The sequence below is a fragment of the Pseudomonas sp. W3I7 genome (genome assembly GCF_030816095.1).
Lineage (GTDB): Bacteria > Pseudomonadota > Gammaproteobacteria > Pseudomonadales > Pseudomonadaceae > Aquipseudomonas > Aquipseudomonas salomonii.
In genome coordinates this window covers 538,823-556,375 of record NZ_JAUSXP010000001.1, presented here as the reverse complement: position 1 = coordinate 556,375, position 17,553 = coordinate 538,823, and the positions used below count along the sequence as shown (strand labels likewise).

Genomic DNA, 17,553 nt, shown 5'->3' with positions numbered 1-17,553 from the left:
TATTTCAAATATTTCAGTGATCCCACTCTTCATGCCGGACCGGTAAACGGTTCAACTCGTCTTTGATTTGCCGCCAGTAGGGCATGAGTTTATCCATCAGAGCTAGAAACCGGGCGTTGTGAGTAGGTTCGATCAGGTGCACCAGCTCATGTACCAGAATATACTCCAAACACTCCGGCGGCTTTTTCGCCAGCTCAGTGTTCAGCCGAATATTACCGGTGCTCGGCTTGCATCCCCCCCAGCGGGTTTTCATGCGTTGTACCAAGATACGTCGAACGTTAACCCCTATCAAAGGCTGCCACTTGCCCAGCAGCACGGGCAGCTTCGCCCGCAACTGCTCGCGATACCAGCGTTCCAGCAACGCCTCACGCCAAGCTTCGTCACTATCAGGACGTATCTGCAACACCAGCGTGGAATGCTTTAGCTCGACAACTGGCGCTGCATTTACCTCAATAATCTCCAACAAATAGCGCCTCCCCCACACCTGATGGCTTTCGCGATTCAGGTACTCACGTTGCGTCTCGCGGGGTTGGGCACGCATTTGCCGCTGCTGCGCCTTAATCCAGCTCAGCCGAGAAATAGCGAACGCTCGCAGAGCATCCAGGCCCATGTGCAGAGGGGCAGATATATGCACCCGCCCCTCGGGCGGATAGACATAGAGGTGCGCGTGCTTATTGTTCTTTCTCTGAACCTCGACACGGATATCACCAAGGTCAATATGCTCGGACATCAATATTCCTGCTGAGCAAATATGATTTGAAACAGACGATCGACCTCTTCCTCATCGTCCAAAACCTTGTACATAGCCTGCTTGATCATCATCTCCTTCGCCTGTATGCCGCGCCAACCATCAGGTCGTGCCTGTTTAACGGCTTTGTCTATCTTCAACGCTAGATCCAAATAAGCGTTCTCACTCGACTGACCATAGGGCATTGCCGGCTCGCCCACCGAGTTCTTTGGCGTCAGGTTGTTGTAGAGCGCCAGCTTGCCAGGAGTGTTCAGCACTTGCGGTGTGCCCTGCACCTTGCCCGCTTGCACTTTGATCGCTAGCTCACCAATACGCTTGAGGTACTCTTCGTATTCGATGGCCTTTTCCTTACGCAGCTTGATGATTTCATCAAGCAGCGCCGACATTTTTGCGAAGTAAGCCGGGTCGGTCAGGTTTTCCTTGATGATCTTGCTGCGAACGTTGTTCTCAATCGTTTCGGCTACCGCTCCCTGATTGCCTTTCATCTCACCCAATTTCTCGGCAATGGCCTGGCCAATACCCGTCGTCACGATCAAGTCCAGCAACCCTATATTGTCAAAGGGGGAAATTTTGCGCGATTCGCTGGCCTCAATATAGGTATCGATCAAATGCCGCATGTCCGCTTCAAACGGCTTGATGTCGAGCGTCTCTCCGCTGGCCATTCGGATGATTTCGCGCAGCATCAGGTATCGATCACGCTTGCGCTTGATCTCTCCAATCTGCGCCAAGCTGTAACCTGCCGCTTCCATCTCATCAGCCAGATTCGCATACGCGCGCAACAGCATAACTACGGCCCTGTAAAGGGCTACTCGCTGTGGTTCGCGGTTTTGCAGATCATCTGCTATCTCGGTATTGCCGCAGAAATATTGAATATGTGCCAACTCATCCTTAGGTGGAGCTACCGGCTCACACAACAGTGCCAGCGCTTCCAATGCATCGTCCAGCCGTTCCTTGCCCTGCGTCAAACGATCGTGCAACAGCACTTCTGGATCTACCCCGCCAGCGCTGTGATCCAGCTCTGAGGTGTAGACCGCAATGGCATTCTCAACACTCTTGAACAAGTCCTTATAGTCGACAACATAGCCAAACTCTTTGTCCTCGCCATCCAGTCGATTGGTGCGGCAGATGGCTTGAAACAGGCCATGGTCATGCATCGATTTGTCGATATACAGATAACTGCACGGTGGCGCGTCAAAGCCGGTGAGCAATTTGTCCACCACCACCAAGAGCCTCATGTTGGCCGGTTCCTTGATAAACAGCGCCTTGGCCCGTTCTTCATAGGTTTCAGTTTTAGACATGCCAGGCTTTGCCTGTACACCCTCCAGCAGATCCATGTAGGTGCTGTAGATAAACTGCTTGTCGGTTTCAGTATTGGCGCCGGTTTCTTCCAGCGTCACATCCTTGGCTAGCGGGTTGTAGGACGTGATGATTGCGCACTTGCTCTTGAACAATGACTTCTGGAACAGCGTGAAGTACTTGCAGGCCTCATAGATGCTGGAGGCAACAAAAATAGCGTTGCCGCGCAGGCTGGACAGACGCGGCTTGGTACTGAAGTCGAAGATGATATCCGCCACCACGCGGTCCATACGCGTCTTGGAGCTGAGCACATTCTGCATGGTGCCCCACTTCTGCTTCAGTTCATCCTTCTGCCACTTGTTCAATGCCTTGGTGCTGTTCTCAAACCACTGATCAATTTTCTCTGAAGACCCCAGCCTGGTGTCAATGTCACGGGCTTCGTAGAGCAGGTCCAGCACCACCCCATCTTCCACCGCCTCACTAAACTTGTAGGTATGAATGTAACCACCAAACACTTCCAGGCTGGTGGCCTTGTCCTGTTTGAGCAGCGGCGTACCGGTGAAGCCTATGAACACCGCATTGGGCATCAACGCCTTCATCACTCGATTGAGCCGACCGCCCTGAGTCCGGTGGCACTCATCGACAAACACAAACAGCTCGCCCATGGTCTGGCTGGGTTGGGCCTGCAATTCCTTGATAAAGGCATCGAAGGCCTTGTCATCTTTACCTTTGGTAGAGCCGCCAAATTTATGGACCAGCGAGCACAGCAGACGTGGGCTTGGCTGGCTGAGCTGGCGCATAAGCTCCTGGCCACTGCCCGTACGGCAAATGGTTTCGCCAGCATCGCGGAATACCCTTTCAATTTGCTTATCCAGCTCGTCACGGTCAGTGATTATGGCCACGCGGGCGTGTGGGTTGTTCTCCAAAATCCACTTGGCCAGCAACACCATTAAAATGCTTTTACCTGCGCCCTGAGTGTGCCAAATAATACCGCCCTGGCGCTGCTTCACATGCCCCTGCGCAGCCTTGATGCCGAAGTACTGGTGCACTCGCGGCAGCTTTTTCACACCGCCGTCAAACAGCACAAAATCGTGCATCAGCTCGATCAGCCGGGCCTTTTCGCACATTTTTAGCAGGTACTTGTCCAGCTTGTAGTGGCTGTTATCGGAATCATCTTCCTTCCAGGTCAGGAAATACTTTTCCTGAGTGCCGGTGGTACCGTAGCGCAGACCTTCAGAGTCATTGCCGGCAAAGACAAACTGCACCGTACTAAAGAACCATTCATTGAATTCAGGCTGCTGGTTGGACAAGCTCTGGCGCATACCGTCACCAATGCTAATGCGGCTGTTCTTCAGCTCCAGTACACCAATAGCGATACCGTTCACATAGAGCACGATATCCGGCCGACGCTCCAGGCTGCCCTTGAGCGTAACCTCCTCGGCAATAGCAAAATCATTTTTCAGCGGCTCAACCCAGTTGATCAGATGCACCGTCTCGGTCACCTTGCCGACTTCGGTTTTCACCGGCACACCGTAGCGCAGCAACTGATAAACAGCTTGATTGGTGCCATACAGAGTGCGGTCGGATTTGTTGGCCTCAGTGGTGAGCTTGTGCAGCACCGCATTGATTTGCGCTTGGTTATAACCCGCTCCGCCCAAGTAAGGACTGAGTAATCCCTCTTCGATATTGCTGTTGTTGGCGCGCTCTGCCCAGTCGCCGAGATGCCTATAACCTAATGCATCAACAAACAACTTAGCCACACGGTTTTGTGTCACGCGTTCTGCTTTGCCGATATCGGTCATTTGAGTATTTCCCAGCGTCCATTCTTGGTTGGGCCAACATGCCGGATCACCCCGGCCGCTCGCAGCTTGTTTAGATGATATTTGATCTCATCAGCACTCAGACCGAGTTGCGTTGCCAACTCGCGCCTGGTTGTCGTCGGCTGCTGACGTAATAGAGCCAGAATTTTTCCCTGTGCCGTTTTCGAGCTGGTTTCTTGAGTAACCAGCGGTGGCTCCGTCGGGGTTTCCTCCAAATCCAGTCTTACTTCTTCGCCCAGGGCCTCGGCAAGTTGCCCCGGATCGGCTCGAAAGGTAATCATCAACCCCGACAGGCTACTATCAAAAAACGGAACTCGCCTTTGTAGCTTACCGGGCTTGGGTATGCCGGCACCACAATCTCCAGCAGTGCCTTGCCAGCTTCCTCGCGCAGGTTCACATCTACCATGATCCCCAGCACGTCGCGCACCTTGTTCGGGATCTCCTCCAGCCGGCGTACCACGTCGGCCACTCCCATCGGTTCGCCAGCATCGCTGCGGTCAATCTCCAGCACGCCACCATCAGCATTGGCGAAACCGCATATCCACTTTAGATACTCGTCGCGCCACGCGGCCTTCCATTCCCGCTGCTGGTGTTCACTCATACCAATCGAATCCTTCCAGTGAGGAGTTCCTGCATCATGCCTTGTTTGAGGCGGTGAGCTTTCTGGAGTTTGGTTTCTAGGGTAGTAAGTTCGGCGTCAATAGCGGAGAGAATAGATGCGATAGCCGTTTGCTCTTTTTCGTCTGGCACCTGCACCTCATAAACTACCAACTGCGACTTACTTATTTCCAAGAAGGTACTCCCACCGCATAGAGAGATAAATTTTTGTTTCTGAGCTGACAACAAGTAATAAAGAAATTCGAAGCTAACTCCATCGAACGGAATAAAATTCTTGAAGCCTTGATTCGTGCATAGCGGCCGCAGATTGATCGCGCACTCGCCTATCGTTGCCCGTGAAGTCATAATAATCGAGTTTTCTGGAATCAACTCTGACGAACTTACGTGTAACCCAAGCAAAGTGATTTTCCGACTTGTATCCGAAAGATACTTATGGCCATTCAATCGTGTAATATCGGTGGGAGTGCACCATAAAATATCACCATCCCAGTATTCCGATTGAGAAGTACTGGGTGTCCCACCACTGCGAATATCCGCTAGCTGATTAAGCCTCTTTGTTTCCCATTCAGCACTGAACCCCGGAAGGCGGCGCAGGCCAGTGAGCAATTCTCGCATCGTGCCTTGCTTGATCTCACGTTTTTTGGTGAGCAGTTTTTCCAACGATTCGATCAGCTCATCCGTATCGCTCAAAGCTGCGGCAATAGCTTTTTGTTCAGGAAGCGGAGGAACTGGAATTTTCAATGCCTTGAATGTAGGCATGTAAATGGTATTGTGGATACTACCTGCCATGAGCGTTTTCCAAGTACGCCCCATGCCGCGAAAAAGGTAAACCAAAAAAATGTTATGCAAATCCGAACCACAAATATAATTTGCAAAATCTTGGCTAGTAGCCATAGATGAGGCCATAACTGAAGTTTTCCCTACAGTCGCAGTACGCGAAAAAACAACAGTCCCAGCAGGTAGGAGCCTCGCCGAAGAATTATTCAGTCCCTCCTCTGTTATGGTTTTTTCGGTAGTAGATATCTCATTCCTTGATAGCCCCTTACTATCAAACAAGGAAACCCAATTGATACCACCACCCCAATAATCCGAGCGGCGCTTGCTCGGTGTATGGCCACTCTCTAGACGAGCAACCTTTGTGATTGGTAAATAACGCCAATCTTCTGGAATAATTCCCACGTCAGTTTGTTTGTAACCAGGCTTCATACAAACCCCATCATTTTCAGATGCTCGGCCACCTTGGCTTCCAACTCGCTAATGCGACAGGTCAATTGCGGCAACGGAGTTTCATAACGTTCAGCCAGTTCCTTCACACGTAGGGTCAGGGTCTGACTAACACGATCCATCTCCCCGCTAATGGAGGTCTTCAAGGTACCCAGCCACTTGTCATCCACGGCCAATTGCTTGATTTCCACCTCAGTCAGGAGCGGGTACTTGGCATACGCCTTTTCGTCCAGATCAGCCTCTAGCTCTTTAAGCAGCTTTTTCAGCGCAGTTTCCTGGGCTGCCAGCGCTTGCCATTGCTTAAGCACGGCCAATTCCTCGGCAGCTTCCTTACCGACGTCTTTTATGCGCTCTTTTACGATGGCGGCGTTGATCTTCTCGAGATCAGCGAATATGCCTTCCTCGCCGCTGTGTTCCTCCTCCAACTCTGCCTGGGCAACATTGGTCGCCTCAAGGTCGGTACAAACTTGGTCGATCTTCGCCTGCTCAGCTCCGAAGTAGCGGGCGACGATCAGAGTTTTAGGCAACAGGTCACAGGCCCAGCCTTTGTCCTTTTCCTTGCCCTTCTTGTCCTTCTCAATAACGCGGTAAGTCACGGCCTTCCAGCCGTCAGCAGCAATCAGGTAGGCGTCGTCCTGCATCACGCTGGCCCAGTAATCCATCAGATGCTGGTAAACGTCATAGGCGTCGATCAGCGGCTGGTTCTGATAGTGCAGCAGCAGGCTTTCAGCAACTTCATGGATCAGTTGCTTGGGATGGAAGCCCAGTTGCAGAGCCTTGAGGGTTTTCGTCGCAGGTACACGCCAATCATCAAAATGTGTGGCCATACCGGCAATAAAATCGACGAATTGCGGATGTCCAAAAATGCAGGATTTAATCTCGGCTTTGCCCACGGTCAAATCAAAGTAACCGGGGCGGTTGGCGCTAAACAACGCAGCCTTGAGCTGGGGGCATACAGCCCAATAACCGGCTAGCGCCTCGATATCAGAGGCCGGAATCCCACCTTTGAGATGGCCTTCGATGTCTTGCTTGTCTTCAGCTTGGGTGCTGTCGATGTAGCGCGGCAGGTTGAGGTTAAAGTCGTTCTTTTCGATTTCCTCAAAACTCACCATACGAGCGTAACGTGGCTCACTGTCGTCCTGACGGGCGAAAGCATCGACGATTTTATGAACATCTTGCTCACGCAGGCGGTTCTTCGGACCGTCCTTGATGAAACCAGCACTGGCGTCGAGCATAAAGATGCCTTTGCGCCCCGTCGCATGTTCCTTGTCGATAACAATAATGCAGGCAGGGATACTGGTACCGTAGAACAAGTTGGCCGGCAGGCCGATGATGCCTTTGATGTAGCCGTGACGGATCAACTTACGGCGGATTTCGGCCTCGGCATTACCGCGAAACAGTACGCCGTGCGGCAAGATGCAGGCGGCCTTGCCCTCACTTTTTAGTGATCGGATGATATGCAGCAAGTAGGCGTAGTCACCCTGTTTGGCTGGAGGCGCACCAAAGGTTTCGAAGCGGTTGTAAGGATCATTCAGTGGGTCCAGCCCAGTGCTCCAACGTTTATCTGAAAAAGGTGGGTTCGCCACAACGTAGTCGAAGTTCTTGAGCAGGTCATAATTACCCGCTTTAAGCGTGAAAGCAGGGCTGGTTAGAGTATTCCCCTGGGCAATTAGCGCCGCGGGATTGTCGTGCAAAATCATGTTCATACGCGCCAACCCACTGGTGGCCGAGTCCTTTTCCTGACCATAAAGGGTCACAGGCGTTCCGGCTTCGTCGGCAACCTTGAGCAGAAGCGAACCCGAGCCGCAAGTCGGGTCATAGACGCTGGTGTCGCTGCTGGTTTTCGCCTGCCCGATACCGATGATTTTGGCGATGACCTTGCTCACCTCGGCCGGGGTATAAAACTGGCCCTTGCTCTTGCCCGAATCCTTGGCGAAGTGCTGCATAAGAAATTCGTACGCATCCCCCAAAATGTCATCGTGAGCCGCACGGTTCTTTGAGAAGTCGAGCGCTGGATTCTCAAAGATAGTGATCAGGTTAGTGAGACGCTCGACCTTTTCCTTATCGGTGCCGAGCTTGTTGCTATCGTCGAAATCCGGCAAATCGGACAGCTTGTTAGCACTGGCCAGAGGCGCCATGATCTTCTTGTTGATCTGATCGCCAATATCCGGCTTGCCTTTAAGCTCAACCATGTCGGCAAAGCTGGCACCCTTTGGGATGGTAATCGGGGCAAAGGGCTGGCCTGCGTACTTGTCACTGACGTACTTAATGAACAACAGCACAAGGACATAGTCCTTGTATTGGCTCGGGTCCATGCTGCCGCGCAACTCGTCGCAGGAAGACCATAATGACGAGTAGAGCTCTGATTTTTTGATGGCCATGAGTGATGAGATTTCCGTAGCTTTCTGAACCACCAGGCCTGGCCTGATGGCATATCATTCGTCATTTTCGCTGAAGTAATTGCAGCCACTGCCGCATGAGTGTCGCTGCAAAGCGGGTGAGCTTTTCCCGGAGTGATTGGATTCAAACTGCCAGCTCAGAATGGGCACCATTCTATACATTTTTCATCCCGCCGGGATCGGGACCGCCGTTTCGCTCAAGGTCGAGAGCTGGCAGGAAGACAACACGTGGACCAGCATTGCAATTTGCCATTACGACCATCAGAATCTGGAAATCCGCAAGATATCTGCATTGGCGCCTAAGTGGAGATCTAAGATGGCACGGAACGCTGTTAACTCGATCACCGTCAGGCTACTCAAGCCTAAAAAAAATCCAGCTGATGCAATCAGCGCTGCTTATGGGCCAGGTGGCGCGCGCGAGCTAAAAGGTCAGGACTGGGATGGTGACGGTGAAGGCGTCCTCTACTATGGCCAAGTCTACGACACCGTACCTGAATGGCTGAGCCTCCTTCAGGGCTTTGTCAGCGATCCGTTCGACGCGCTGCATTCAAGTGGTTCAGCGGCGATTTTGTTCTTGAGCGTAGAGCAGAGGTGGATGGCGCTGTGCTTTGGATATGCACACATCACCTTGAACGACGATGCATTCGTGCATCAATTCGGACTGAAGGTTGCCTTAAATACTGTAAGAAGGGGAAGCCTTCTGAGTCTCGACTTAGCGACTCCGGATGCAGTCACGTTTCAGCGGCGGGTTCAGGCCAGTAGGCTTTCCGATTTTAGCCAATTCGGGGTAGACACCCTGCGAGACCTCGCAAGGGTTGCAGGAGGCAAGCCCGAAGACGACGCCTTCGCCAAATTCGTCGCAGGAAAAGATGCTCTCAGTCTGGACATTCCGCTAACGCCATCGCAATTCCACAGCAAATGCGTAGAGATCTTGAGTGCCTTCAAATCTAAGACGTATAAGAAAGACTATGCGTGGTTTGACAACGTCAAAGTTGAGGCAAATCCATCTCGACTTAGGCGCTTGGACAGACTCCTCTTCCAGGAAATCCAAGCAATCCGGAGCGGATCAAAGAGCCTGCTACATATGTCCCCTCCGGAAATCCAAAACTACGTTGAGGGAACCTCCCTTCAATATTCGGGTTTCAATAGCCGCAAGCCTGAATTCACCAAGCTTTCAATCGAGGATTATGCCGCAGAGCTTAATCGAATGGGTTGCACGCACACGATCCAGGAGATAAAAGCGTCTCACAAAATCCGCACCGAAAACCTGAACACCGGCGCCATTGAGCCCGGCTGGAAGGTTTATGATTGCCTCAATTGGGAGGCGATCCTGTCGACACCAGCGCCTACAAACTACGTATTGTTCGCAGGCAAGTGGTACAAAATTTCGAAAAAGTTCAAGGACAGGGTCGATGAGCACTTTGACAGCATTGAAGACATCGTAATCATCGGGCCGACCCACTGCCTAAATGAAGAAGAGCTAATCGTAGATCTGTTAAAAAACCGGTCTGATCTGGTCAAGCTTGATCGTACAAAAATCAATCCGGAAGGCGTTGTCGCCGCCAACCTGGAACCCTGTGATTTTTATTCAAACGATAAATACTTCATTCATCTTAAAGATGGAGAGTCGTCTGGGCCGATCAGTCACTTATGGATGCAGGGTGTTGTCAGCGCCGAGGCTTTTGTTGCCGACAGCGAGTTTCGCCGAAAGCTAAAAGACACGGTCACGGCAACGAAAGGCGGATCTGCCTTCGTCGGAACCCTTCCGGACGGGCGCAAGCGTGAAGTGGATCGGGGCGAATACACCGTTGTTTATGGAATCATGCGTCATAGGTATGTTGACGGCACTATCGGCATACCATTTTTCAGTAAAGTCAGCTTAATGGCCGCCAGTGATAGGCTGAAACGCACCGGTATGAATATCCGTAAGGAAATCATCGAGAAACTGACTCCCAAGCCTCCGGCGAAAAGTGCCAAACCAAAAAAGCCTGCAATCAAGGCCAAAAAGCCGATCTCTGGCCCCCATAAGCGCCCTGCTAAACCTTAACCCCCTTAACTATTGGTCTTGCTCTTGCCAAAATTGGCGACAAAATTAAATTCAATTTTTTGGCACGGTATTCCAAATGGTATTCCAAGAGAAAACGAAAAAAGATATTAACCAAATAAATCATAACGTTACTTAACCAGTTCAACTTACCCCGGCCCACCAATTCGAAGCATCGACAAAACCCGCCTAGTGCGGGTTTTGTTGTTTCTGAAGGCTGGAAAGCCCAGCCGGCGGGCCTTCGGATTTTTCCTTCAAGATGTCGCGCCGTTGATGAACTGGCGCACCCCCCACCACAACGCTAACGTTCCCCCGTCGCTACTCATCAGCGACCGGCTTTGACAGGCCGAAAAGTGTAACCTTTCACACCCCATGATTTAACGGCATGCTTCACGCATCCCGTCTCGTTCATGGCGGCTGTGCGTGGGGCATCTTCGGGTGCGCCGGGTTCCTACACTTCCGGTCTGTCAACCCGCGTACAGCTGCCACCCAATCCTGTTTGACAGCAGGGGGCGGCGGCTCCTTAAACAGTGTGGGAGCTTCATCATGAAAAAAATCACCCCCAATCCTCCAGCGAGCCTTTTCAAGGTCGCTCAAAACATCGACCCCGAAACCCTCCTGATTCAAGCCAGCGAAACCCTGGCCTCGCTGAACGCTATCACCACTGACCTGGCCTTCGAACTCGAAGGCGAAAACCGTCAAAAGCTTTTGGGCAGCCAACAATTAATCGTCCTGGGTGAATTACTGATCGAGCGGGTGTTGTCCGTACTGCACCCCACGACCGACACATCACCGTCCCCGCAGTAGCAAAAATCAAAAGGCCGAGTCGCTACGCAGCAACTCGGCCTTAAGAGTCTTCAGTCCTCGGCGTACCTTCGCGCACTCGAAATAAACCCGGTCTGAACCCAATGTCCACAGGTAACCCCGCCCTACCACCGCAACAAAAAAGACGTCCACGGACGTCTTTTTTTGTACCTGAAATCCCCCCCAATCACCCCCGCGCCGTATCTCTACGCAACACCAACACCCCCACAAAAACCACCCCCACCACCCCCACCGATATCATCAACCCATGCCCACTCACATAAGAAACCATCCCCCCCGTAACAATCGGCCCCAACACACTCCCCAACGTATAAAACATCGCAATCGCCGTCATCGCCGTAGACACCTGATGCTCCCCCACCCGATCCCCCGCCTCGATCACTGCCAAAGTGTTCATGCCGCCAATCGCCCCGCCCCACAAAAACACGATAAGCGTCGCCAACCAGGGAAGCGGCTGGCTGAATGGAATGGCGAATGTGCCCAGCAGCAAGACCAACCCGCAGACCAATTGGCCGATTTTGTAGGAGCTGCGGTCGGCCATCCAGCCGATGGGCAGTTGCAGGAGGGTGCCGCCGATGCCGAAGACGGAGATCAGCAGGGTTGCGGCGGTGAGCAGGTAGCCGGCCGAGAGGCTGTAGCCGGCCAGGAATGATACGGATGAGGTTTCGGCGAAGCCGGCGATAAATGCGCCGCAGAGGGCGGTGGGGATGAGGCTGAATAATTTGCCGTGGCGTTTTTCTGCCGGGGTTTGTGGTTGGGTGTCGTAGGGTTTGAGGGTGAGCGCCAGTAGGCCGGAGAGCAGGACGATGACGGCGCAGGCGTAGTAAGGCGTGGCGCTGCCGACACCGAAGACCACCAGCAGCAACGGGCCGACGGCGATGCCCAGGCCCATGAGGGTTTCGTGCACGCCGATCGCGCGGCCGCGTTCGTCTTTGGAGGCGACGGCGACGATCCAGGTATCGCAGGCGATCCAGCGCAGGATCAGGCCGATACCGAGGACAAAATTCAGCGCAAAAATCAGTACCAGGTGGTGGGTCAGGGTCATGCCGATCAATGCGCCCACGGTGAGCACCGCACTGAGGATGTTGGTCTTGACCAGCCCCAGGTGGGCGAGCAAACGCGGTACCCATTTGTACAGCAGCAGGATCGCCAGCCACGAGGCGCTGACGATCACGCCGATCTTGGCCGGCTCCACGCCTTGCTGTTCCAGCGACAGCGACAGCAGTGGCGTGACGGTGCCGATCTGCACGATCTGCGAGAGTGCCGAGAGGGTGTTGATCTTGGTCAGGGCAAACCAGCGCTGTTTGTCGGTGTATTCGATGCTCGGACTTTCCATGGGTGACAGGCCTGGGTTAAACCGCCGTAAAGTGTTCGAACTGCCACGGGCACAACTCACCTTCGGGCTTGTGGAACAGGGCATTGATGGTGTCCAGCGGCGTCCAGTCGGTCTGGATGCCTTGGAGGCTGCCAAGGAAGGGTAGAGCAATTTCCAGCACGCGTTGGTGGTCCATCTGTTCCGGCTCGACGATGCCACGGTCGGGGTTTTCGATGGCCCAGAGAATACCCGAGTACACACCGGCGGCCACTTGCAGGCTGGTGGCGGTGTTGAACGGGGCAATCTGGCGCGCTTCGTCGATGCTCAGGATCGAGCCGTACCAGTAGGCATTCAGGGCGTGGCCCATGAGCAAAACGCCCAGTGCATCGACGCCACCAGGGGCAATCTCGTCGCTCATGATTCGCTTGGTGTCCTGGAGCTTCCAGCCTCGGCCGACATATTCATGCACCGACAACAGCGCATCGTCGCAAGGGTGATAGGCGTAATGCACGGTGGGCCGGTACAGCAGCGTCTCGCCCACTTTGACGGTCAGAAAGTCGGGCAGCGAGATGGCTTCATTGTGAGTAATCAGCAGGCCGGTGCAGGGGCCGCCATTGGGTGTCCAGGTTTTCACCGACACCGAGGCGCCGGGGCGCTCCAGGTAAATGGCGTTATTGGAGCCGAACTGATGATGATGGGCGAACGGCGGCCAGGTTTTCTCGTGGGAGCCCCAGCCCAGTTCGGCAGGCTGGCCGGCTTCGCTGACGAAGCCGTCGACGGACCAGGTGTTGACGAACTCGTCGTCGGTTTTGATGCGTGATGAGCGCTGAGTGTCGCGCTCGGCAATGTGGATCACCTTGACGTTCAGTGCCATCGCCAGCTCGCCCCAGGCCACGCCCTCTTGGCCGCCTGGGACGCTCACGTCGAGTTTCGCCGCGAGCTGCAACAATGCAGATTTGACGAAGTGCGACACCAGACCCGGGTTCGCGCCATGGGTCACCACCGCTGTCGGGCCTGGGCCCAGCTCACTTCTCAGCGACAGCAGCTGGTCGCGTAACGCGTAGTTGGAACGCTGCGAGGTGCTCAGGCTCGGTTCGTTGTAGGTACCGGCCCAGGGCTCAATGCAGGTGTCGAGGTACAGCGCGCCGTGGGCATGGGCAAAGCGGATCAGGTCGGCGCTGCTCACATTCACCGACAGGTTGACGATGAAATCCCCCTGACGGACCACGTCGCGTAGCACGCCACCAATGTTTTCGGGCGTGAGCGCCACGTCGATAAAGCTCACGCCGAGGTCAACAAAGGGCTGGTGCTGCTCGATCTGCGGGGCGATCACCACCACCGATGAAAGCTCGAATGTACGCGCGCTCACCAGCAGCCCGAGGGTCGCCTTGGTGATCGAGCCGAACCCGATGAACACCCACTTTTTACCGGAAACACTCGCGTCCTTGCTCATTTCAAATGGCCTCAAGAGTCGTTTCAGCTGTATCCAGGTGCTGGCTGCCAGGCGTGGCTGTTTCGCTGAAGTCCGGGATACGCCCGCTGGCGAAATATTGTTCCCATTCACAAAAGATCTTCGGCACGTAGATCAACGGCATATCGTGCCGATACAAGGCCTTTACCGATTCGGCAAACGCCGGGTCCTGATGGTTGGCGAACCAGTACCGATTATTGTCGTGCAAGTACACCGGGCACTTTTGAACATCGGTCATGGCGATGTAGTTACCCAAGGTTCTTTCGGCAATACGTTGCCAACCATGTAACACCACTTCGTAGAGTTGGCCGCGCTCTGCGGGGGTCAACTCATAGACTTCGCGTTTGAACTTTTGCAGGCTCATGTCGCGACAGAACATTGAAAAGGCATAAACATCCGAGTTGAAGTTAACTGCCGGAATCGGTGCTGACATCAAAGGGTCATAAAGTTCGTCTTCTAAATCATCAGATTGTGGGCAAAACGCTACCGCATCAAAGTCTTCGAATAACACCTTGGCATTGGTCACCGGGCACGTCAGGTAGAGCTTTTTATTCAGCGCATGGCCGGTCGCCAATGCTTCGGCAGAGAACTCACTGAGCGGGCTGAACAGCGCCGACAGGCGCCGTACTTCCTGGGCCACGCTGTATTGGCGCTGCTCGGGGTGGGTGGTCGGGCAGATAATCAGGCAGGCCACTACTTCTCGAGCTTCAAGGGCGCGTACATACGCCTCAAAACTGTCCCTGGCCTCTTGCGTGGTCCGCGCAATCGCCAACATATAACGATTTTTACTGAACTCCCGTCGCCCGGCTGCGCAGCCCAGGCAACTGGTAAACCACTCTTTTATTTCTTCGGTTATCTGTTGATCATCCATGAGTCACCGTCCTGATTACGTTCCTAGTGGTGTGACAGCCTGGTATGAGAACGGCTTGATCTCTTTGGATCCCGGCGTGATTACGCAGCGATTAGTACATCGCAAAAATCTCAAAGACCAATACTGTTACGTCATAAGGTTATAAAAAACCTTTCATCGAATTGACTGCAACAAAACAATCTTGTGAATAACGGCATGGGTTATTTACTTAGCACTCACGGCAGCAACGTCGCCGATCGCTTGCGCACATAGCCGCTGGCCGGAACCTCGGTGACTTGCACAGAAAGGTCCACCTTATGCCGCAGCAGCGCAGGCGCGAAGATATCGGCCATCACCTCTAGCAGCGCCGTGCTGATCGCGCGTCGCTGCTCATCGTCGCCGGCCTTGCCGGTCACCGTGGAGACGTTGAGGTGGATGAAATGCTGGCGCTCGTCACAATCGCCAACGAACGCGTGGTCGTAGCTGACCAGGCGGGTTTTGACCAGGTCCAGTCGCAACCCCGACACCTCGACCAGTGTTCGATGCAGACGCTGGCAGGCACGTTTGAAATCAACCTCGTCAGCCACCCCGGCGGTGTACTCAAGATAGACATGTGGCATGTTCGGTTTCCCCTCTCGTAATAGAACGCCGACCGGCAAGTGCCGGCCGGAGTACACGGCTGTCAGCGGGTCGGGATAACGGGAAACTTGGGGTGCTCCATGGGCATGTCGAGCGTCAGCCCAAGCGGGTCGGTGCGATGGTTCGAGGCGCCGGTGTAGCGCGCCGACACCGGCAGCCACAGGGTGGAATACACCCAGCGCGGCACATTGGAGCTATTGGCAGGCGCCGCATGGATCACGTTCATGTCGTGGACGGTGGCATCGCCGGCCTTGAGTGCAATGGGCGGCGACATCTCGAACTCGTCCAGGACCCAAGGGTGCTCGTCGAGCAAGGTCACGTTGTCGCGGCGGTTGAAGTAACGCCCCAGCATGCCCGCCCGATGGCTGCGGCTGAGAAACTGCATGGTGCCCATTTCCGGCGTCAGGTCGACCAAGGCGATCCAGATATTCAACGCGCCCTGCCGATCCAGCGGATGGTGAGGAAAGTCCTGGTGCCAAGGGGTGTCGCCACCGGCCTCGGACTCGGGGTTCTTGGCGAACACGTGGTCGGAATAGAACCGCACTTCTTCGCCCACCAGTTGCGAAGCAATGCTGGCCAACTGCGGCGAATGGCTGAGCGCCTTGATCTGCGGGCAGGTGCTGGAGACTTCATCCCAGCGCGCATACCAGCGGTAGGCATTCTCGATCTGCTTGCCCGGGTCGTTGCGATCGACCGTGCGCGCCACCTCGCCCATGCGCGTCTTGGCCTCCTGGAGCAACATCTGCACCGTCTCGGCGTTGATCACATTTTCCAGTTTCATCCACCCATTGGCCCGAAAATCCAGGATTTGCTGGGCATCCAGTTGGCGCGGCGCGTAGCCGGAATTTGCCTCGGTCTTCATGACTGCTTGCATGTTCAATCTCCATTGCTTCCAGGGTTTATTGAGCACTGCTTCAGGCGGCCGATTGCGCGGCCAGGGGTTGCTTGCGCAACAACACGAGCGTCAACGCCCAGCCTGCGGCCAACAGCAGCGAGGACAAGGCGATAACTTGGGCGAACCCGTGGCCGAACTGGGCTGCATCGGTCACGTTGATCAACAGGCTGAAGATGGCCACTCCGATCAGGCCACCCACTTGGCGCGAGGCATTGACGATGGCCGAGGCCACGCCGGACTTATCACTGCTGACGTGGTTGACGGCAGTGGCGGTCAGGGTGGGCACCGTGAGTGAAATACCAAAGCCGATCACAAACATCTGCACGGCGATGTTGGCGTAAGGCGCGCCCCCCACAAAAGGTGTCAGTGCCACCACGCCGAGCAGCGCGATGGCCAGGCCCAGCGCCAGCAGACGCCGCTCACCCAACTTGGGCAGCCAGCGAGCAGCCAGCTGATTGCCAAAGAACAGCACCCCGGTCATGGGGATAAAGGCCAGCCCGGTATTGATCACCGAGTAGTGATTGACCTGCTGTAAAAAGATGCTGAACACGAAAATCAGCCCGTAGAACACGAAGTTCACGATCACGCCCAGGATCGACGCCAGGCTGAACGCCGCGTTGTTGAACACCGTGAGCGGCACCATCGGCCGGGCCGTGCGCGACTCGACCCACAAAAACCCGAGCAAGCCGCCGACAAAGCACACGGCATGCACCGCAACGCGCAGGTCGACGCCGTTCTGGCGGCCCAACTCGATCACCGCGTAGGTCAAGTTGGCCAAGGTAAACAACGCCAGCAACTGCCCCCACAAATCGAAACCGCCTTTGTGGTTGGCCGGGATACGTGGCGCATTGATCAGGCACAGCACGATGCCGATCAGGCCAATGGGCAAGTTGATGAAAAAGATGCTGCGCCAGCCGAACACCCCAATCAGCAAGCCGCCCACCACCGGGCCGGCCGCCAGCGCGATGCCGGCCACGCCCGCCCACAAGGCAATGGCCTTGCTGCGTTCGGCGGGCACCTCAAAGGTAATTCGCACCAGCGCCAGGGAAGTGGGCACCAACAGTGCCGCGCCGATGCCTTGCAGCGCGCGAAAGCCGATCAGCGCGGGCAAGGTGTCCGCCAGGCCGCAGCCGAGCGAGGCCAAGGTAAAGACCGCATACCCCCACAGGAAGATTTTCTTGTGGCCAAACCGGTCACCCAACGCGCCACCGGTGAGCAAAAACGACGCAAACAACAGCGTGTAGGCGTTGACGATCCATTGCAGTTGCAGCACGTCGGTGGCGAACTCGGCCTTGAAGCTTTCAAGGGCCACGTTGACCACGCTCACATCGAGCAGCACCACCACAAAGCCCAGGCAGGTGGCGAACAGGGTCAGCTTCTTATGACTGGAAGTATCCATTATCAATTCC

General features: G+C 54.8%; 14 protein-coding genes. 2 read left to right on the top strand and 12 right to left on the bottom strand.

Going from position 1 to position 17,553, the window contains the following annotated elements; genetic code table 11:
* Positions 1-13 precede the first annotated feature (13 nt).
* From QF043_RS02660 to QF043_RS02635, 6 genes are read right to left on the bottom strand one after another with little or no spacing between them, the layout of a single operon-like run.
* Entirely contained in the window at positions 14-730 is a 717-nt protein-coding gene (locus tag QF043_RS02660) for a M48 family metallopeptidase (protein WP_307417427.1), read from the bottom strand.
* A complete protein-coding gene (locus QF043_RS02655) occupies positions 730-3,846 on the bottom strand; it encodes a type I restriction endonuclease subunit R (protein WP_307417426.1) in 3,117 nt (1,038 codons plus the stop codon). The genes QF043_RS02660 and QF043_RS02655 overlap by 1 nt, the downstream gene beginning before the upstream one ends.
* The gene (locus tag QF043_RS02650; RefSeq protein ID WP_307417425.1) at positions 3,843-4,145 is read right to left on the bottom strand and encodes a winged helix-turn-helix transcriptional regulator; all 303 of its coding nucleotides are present in this window, start codon (positions 4,143-4,145) and stop codon (positions 3,843-3,845) included. Before QF043_RS02650 ends, QF043_RS02655 begins: the two co-directional genes overlap by 4 nt.
* On the bottom strand, positions 4,145-4,465 hold the full coding sequence (locus QF043_RS02645) for a helix-turn-helix domain-containing protein (protein ID WP_307417424.1): 321 nt from the start codon (positions 4,463-4,465) through the stop codon (positions 4,145-4,147). Before QF043_RS02645 ends, QF043_RS02650 begins: the two co-directional genes overlap by 1 nt.
* Positions 4,462-5,688, bottom strand: a complete 1,227-nt coding sequence (locus QF043_RS02640; RefSeq protein ID WP_307417423.1) for a restriction endonuclease subunit S — start codon at positions 5,686-5,688, stop codon at positions 4,462-4,464. Before QF043_RS02640 ends, QF043_RS02645 begins: the two co-directional genes overlap by 4 nt.
* Positions 5,685-8,087 carry a type I restriction-modification system subunit M gene (locus QF043_RS02635; RefSeq protein WP_307417422.1) on the bottom strand — a complete coding sequence of 801 codons (2,403 nt, stop codon included), beginning with the start codon at positions 8,085-8,087 and terminating at the stop codon, positions 5,685-5,687. Before QF043_RS02635 ends, QF043_RS02640 begins: the two co-directional genes overlap by 4 nt.
* A gap of 160 nt (positions 8,088-8,247) precedes the next feature.
* Here QF043_RS02635 and QF043_RS02630 point away from each other — a divergent pair, with 160 nt between their 5' ends.
* Together QF043_RS02630 and QF043_RS02625 are read left to right on the top strand one after the other, a co-directional pair.
* Positions 8,248-10,152, top strand: a complete 1,905-nt coding sequence (locus tag QF043_RS02630; RefSeq protein WP_307417421.1) for a DUF6119 family protein — start codon at positions 8,248-8,250, stop codon at positions 10,150-10,152.
* 543 nt (positions 10,153-10,695) lie between these two features.
* Positions 10,696-10,956, top strand: coding sequence for a DUF6124 family protein (locus QF043_RS02625; protein ID WP_307417420.1), 261 nt, complete (start codon positions 10,696-10,698; stop codon positions 10,954-10,956).
* Positions 10,957-11,140: 184 nt separating this feature from the next.
* Here the strand turns inward: QF043_RS02625 and QF043_RS02620 are convergent, their stop codons facing one another.
* From QF043_RS02620 to QF043_RS02595, 6 genes are all read right to left on the bottom strand, one after another.
* On the bottom strand, positions 11,141-12,310 hold the full coding sequence (locus QF043_RS02620; protein WP_307417419.1) for an MFS transporter: 1,170 nt from the start codon (positions 12,308-12,310) through the stop codon (positions 11,141-11,143).
* A 16-nt stretch (positions 12,311-12,326) separates the two neighbouring features.
* Complete coding sequence (locus tag QF043_RS02615; RefSeq protein ID WP_307417418.1) at positions 12,327-13,742, bottom strand: saccharopine dehydrogenase C-terminal domain-containing protein; 1,416 nt, start codon at positions 13,740-13,742, stop codon at positions 12,327-12,329.
* A 1-nt stretch (position 13,743) separates the two neighbouring features.
* Positions 13,744-14,631 (bottom strand): hypothetical protein, encoded by an 888-nt coding sequence (locus QF043_RS02610; protein ID WP_307417417.1) that lies wholly within the window; start codon positions 14,629-14,631, stop codon positions 13,744-13,746.
* Positions 14,632-14,846: 215 nt separating this feature from the next.
* A complete protein-coding gene (locus tag QF043_RS02605) occupies positions 14,847-15,230 on the bottom strand; it encodes a hypothetical protein (RefSeq protein WP_305455793.1) in 384 nt (127 codons plus the stop codon).
* 62 nt (positions 15,231-15,292) lie between these two features.
* Complete coding sequence (locus QF043_RS02600) at positions 15,293-16,123, bottom strand: phytanoyl-CoA dioxygenase family protein (protein WP_056858256.1); 831 nt, start codon at positions 16,121-16,123, stop codon at positions 15,293-15,295.
* 40 nt (positions 16,124-16,163) lie between these two features.
* Positions 16,164-17,543 (bottom strand): MFS transporter, encoded by a 1,380-nt coding sequence (locus tag QF043_RS02595; RefSeq protein ID WP_307417416.1) that lies wholly within the window; start codon positions 17,541-17,543, stop codon positions 16,164-16,166.
* Positions 17,544-17,553 lie beyond the last annotated feature (10 nt).

What these genes read in the sequence shown, in the direction of transcription:
- QF043_RS02660 (WP_307417427.1), bottom strand. Translation starts at nt 730, where the DNA reads ATGTCCGAGCATATTGACCTTGGTGATATCCGTGTCGAGGTTCAGAGA.
- QF043_RS02655 (WP_307417426.1), bottom strand. Translation starts at nt 3,846, where the DNA reads ATGACCGATATCGGCAAAGCAGAACGCGTGACACAAAACCGTGTGGCT.
- QF043_RS02650 (WP_307417425.1), bottom strand. Translation starts at nt 4,145, where the DNA reads ATGATTACCTTTCGAGCCGATCCGGGGCAACTTGCCGAGGCCCTGGGC.
- QF043_RS02645 (WP_307417424.1), bottom strand. Translation starts at nt 4,465, where the DNA reads ATGAGTGAACACCAGCAGCGGGAATGGAAGGCCGCGTGGCGCGACGAG.
- QF043_RS02640 (WP_307417423.1), bottom strand. Translation starts at nt 5,688, where the DNA reads ATGAAGCCTGGTTACAAACAAACTGACGTGGGAATTATTCCAGAAGAT.
- QF043_RS02635 (WP_307417422.1), bottom strand. Translation starts at nt 8,087, where the DNA reads ATGGCCATCAAAAAATCAGAGCTCTACTCGTCATTATGGTCTTCCTGC.
- QF043_RS02630 (WP_307417421.1), top strand. Translation starts at nt 8,248, where the DNA reads ATGGGCACCATTCTATACATTTTTCATCCCGCCGGGATCGGGACCGCC.
- QF043_RS02625 (WP_307417420.1), top strand. Translation starts at nt 10,696, where the DNA reads ATGAAAAAAATCACCCCCAATCCTCCAGCGAGCCTTTTCAAGGTCGCT.
- QF043_RS02620 (WP_307417419.1), bottom strand. Translation starts at nt 12,310, where the DNA reads ATGGAAAGTCCGAGCATCGAATACACCGACAAACAGCGCTGGTTTGCC.
- QF043_RS02615 (WP_307417418.1), bottom strand. Translation starts at nt 13,742, where the DNA reads ATGAGCAAGGACGCGAGTGTTTCCGGTAAAAAGTGGGTGTTCATCGGG.
- QF043_RS02610 (WP_307417417.1), bottom strand. Translation starts at nt 14,631, where the DNA reads ATGGATGATCAACAGATAACCGAAGAAATAAAAGAGTGGTTTACCAGT.
- QF043_RS02605 (WP_305455793.1), bottom strand. Translation starts at nt 15,230, where the DNA reads ATGCCACATGTCTATCTTGAGTACACCGCCGGGGTGGCTGACGAGGTT.
- QF043_RS02600 (WP_056858256.1), bottom strand. Translation starts at nt 16,123, where the DNA reads ATGCAAGCAGTCATGAAGACCGAGGCAAATTCCGGCTACGCGCCGCGC.
- QF043_RS02595 (WP_307417416.1), bottom strand. Translation starts at nt 17,543, where the DNA reads ATGGATACTTCCAGTCATAAGAAGCTGACCCTGTTCGCCACCTGCCTG.